This window comes from Prevotella sp. P4-67, assembly GCF_002251325.1.
Lineage (GTDB): Bacteria > Bacteroidota > Bacteroidia > Bacteroidales > Bacteroidaceae > Prevotella.
Genome location: NZ_NPJL01000076.1, coordinates 1 through 2,058, shown reverse-complemented (window position 1 = coordinate 2,058; position 2,058 = coordinate 1). Strand labels below are relative to the sequence as shown.

General features: G+C 50.9%; 2 protein-coding genes, 1 rRNA gene and 2 pseudogenes. 1 reads left to right on the top strand and 4 read right to left on the bottom strand.

Annotated features, from left to right (window positions below; translation table 11 throughout):
* Position 1 precedes the first annotated feature (1 nt).
* Positions 2 to 112: ribosomal RNA gene (gene rrf, locus CIK92_RS12840) — 5S ribosomal RNA — on the top strand.
* Positions 113 to 431: 319 nt separating this feature from the next.
* Here rrf and CIK92_RS14140 read toward each other — a convergent pair.
* From CIK92_RS14140 to CIK92_RS14255, 4 genes and pseudogenes are all read right to left on the bottom strand, one after another.
* On the bottom strand, positions 432 to 614 hold the full coding sequence (locus CIK92_RS14140; protein ID WP_254046101.1) for a transposase domain-containing protein: 183 nt from the start codon (positions 612 to 614) through the stop codon (positions 432 to 434).
* Positions 615 to 629: 15 nt separating this feature from the next.
* Positions 630 to 1,394 (bottom strand): annotated as a pseudogene (locus CIK92_RS12830) (IS66 family transposase); the annotation flags it as partial.
* On the bottom strand, positions 1,379 to 1,744 hold the full coding sequence (locus CIK92_RS12825; RefSeq protein ID WP_022309974.1) for a hypothetical protein: 366 nt from the start codon (positions 1,742 to 1,744) through the stop codon (positions 1,379 to 1,381). The pseudogene CIK92_RS12830 and the gene CIK92_RS12825, both read right to left, overlap by 16 nt.
* Before the next feature lie 5 nt (positions 1,745 to 1,749).
* Positions 1,750 to 1,824 (bottom strand): annotated as a pseudogene (locus tag CIK92_RS14255) (hypothetical protein); the annotation flags it as partial.
* Between the last annotated feature and the right edge of the window lie 234 nt (positions 1,825 to 2,058).

The window sequence follows — 2,058 nt, the reverse complement described above, 5'->3', positions numbered from 1 at the left end:
CAGGCGGTTATTGCGGTGGGGTCCCACCTCTTCCCATTCCGAACAGAGAAGTTAAGCCCACTTGCGCCGATGGTACTGCAATGCAATGCGGGAGAGTAGGTAGCCGCCCTTTTTCACGAAGAGCCTTGGTCACGACAGTGACTGAGGCTTTTTTCGTTGGTACATGTGTCATATTTGGGCAAAGAAGAAGAGTAACGTAACCATCCGAAACAAGCGTAACCATCCGAAGCAAGCAGCCTTTTCCATTTCTTCAATTCTGTTTACCTTTGTCCTCAAAAATAGTTATGTTCAATTTGAATGAGGACAACCGTATAGTTATGGTGCAGCATCTGACTGGTATGCGCATGGGAGTGATGTAACCATCCGAAACAAGCCGTATTGCTTTGAATAAAAAAACTCGCGAAGTTCTATTCGCGAGTTTTTCTGTAGTTCTAAGGAAGCATTTGTGTTATCTGTTCGGCCGTGGTGTCGTCGTGGAGCGACTGCAACACATGGGTGAGCCATTGAAGTGAATTGACACCTACGATTTCGCAGCTCTCTATCAGCGAATAGATGATGGCGTTGTCAACGGTTCCGCTATCGCTTTTGCTTAACAGGTAGTTCTTGCAGCCCATCACTGACGGACGCTGGTTGCGCTCCACGGAATTGTTGTCAATATGGTAACGGCTATCAAGAGCATAGCGACGCAGGCGGGGCCATAACTTATAGGCGTAGTCGAGTGCCTTGCTCACGGGGTCGGATGGGGTTCATTTCGTATGTTCGCTCTCCATCCATTTTTCTATGGCATCCATTATCGGCAATGCCTTGGCCTGACGCTCGGCGGCTATTTCCTCATACGTGGCTCCTTTCGCCTTCAGGTTTGCCTCGAGGTCATAGAGCAGCTCCAACCATTTTATTGCCCGCGCGGCCAGTTCGGGATGTGATGCCTGGGCGTCGGTGAATTTACGGCGCACGTGAGACATGCAACCCAGAAGGGTCACATTGTCCAGTAACTCAAAATAATCATATACGCCGTATCCGTCGGTCTGTATTGCACCACGGAAATCGCGCAGCTCAGCACGTGGGACTGTCCCCGCACGCGAACCGTTCACATAAAGGAAATAGAGGCCGTGGCTCTGCGGGCGGTTGTCGAGAAACTGCCACGCATATCCCTTCCGGCTCTTTCCTGGAGAGCCGGCTACGCGCCACGGGACCTCGTCTATCTGTAGATAATCGCTGTTACGGATGTCGTCGCGCAAAGCCTCGTAAACAAGTTCCTGTCTGGAGGCCTCGGCATACCCCCAGCCGTTCAGCGTGGAGGTGGGGAGTTTCAGTCCGAGGTCGGCATACTGCCTGACCTGGCGGTATTCGGGCAGATGGTATCGGTATTTGTTTATCACTATCTGCGCGAGCATGTCGGCGCCGAAATGGTTGCCGCCGATGACCGCATGAGGGGCCTTGCCTGGTATATGCGCGGATTTGGCGAATCCTTGTCGGGTTTCATGCGCAATAAGGGACGCTTTATGATTTCAACCCATACCTTGGCCGGTTCGCGATGGAGTATGCGGGAAACATCCTTGCCCATGGTATCGCACTCGCCTGCAGCCACACCTTCGGGCATCATGACGGTTGTGTGTTCCTCAAGTCCTGCGTAACGGTAGCTCAAGGGACGCGACGGAGTTCTCTTTGCGCGTGCCCAGCGTTTGCGGTTTTCGGCCTCTATCTCTTTGGCCATTGCCTCTATCTTGGCCGCCTTTTCGTCCATCGCCTCTATGATATGCGAGGATGGAAACGGCCCTGCTCCAAACGTTTGTAGTACATCACATAACCTCCACGTTCCCAATGGAGCTACTTCATGATCGTGCGAGACTTTACCACAAATATTTACACGTCACCATTAGCCGGTTCCAGACCCACTTTCCGGACCTGTCCACACATACCATTCACTTCGATGCGTTAGATATGCGTAACCATTCAAAGCAATACGGCTTGTTTCGGCTTGTTACCATATATATATCTGAAAACCTTTGTTTTAGTCAAAAAAAGAAAGTAATTTTGCAGTGATACGATATTTATTGT

What these genes read in the sequence shown, in the direction of transcription:
- CIK92_RS14140 (WP_254046101.1), bottom strand. Translation starts at nt 614, where the DNA reads ATGGGCTGCAAGAACTACCTGTTAAGCAAAAGCGATAGCGGAACCGTT.
- CIK92_RS12825 (WP_022309974.1), bottom strand. Translation starts at nt 1,744, where the DNA reads ATGGACGAAAAGGCGGCCAAGATAGAGGCAATGGCCAAAGAGATAGAG.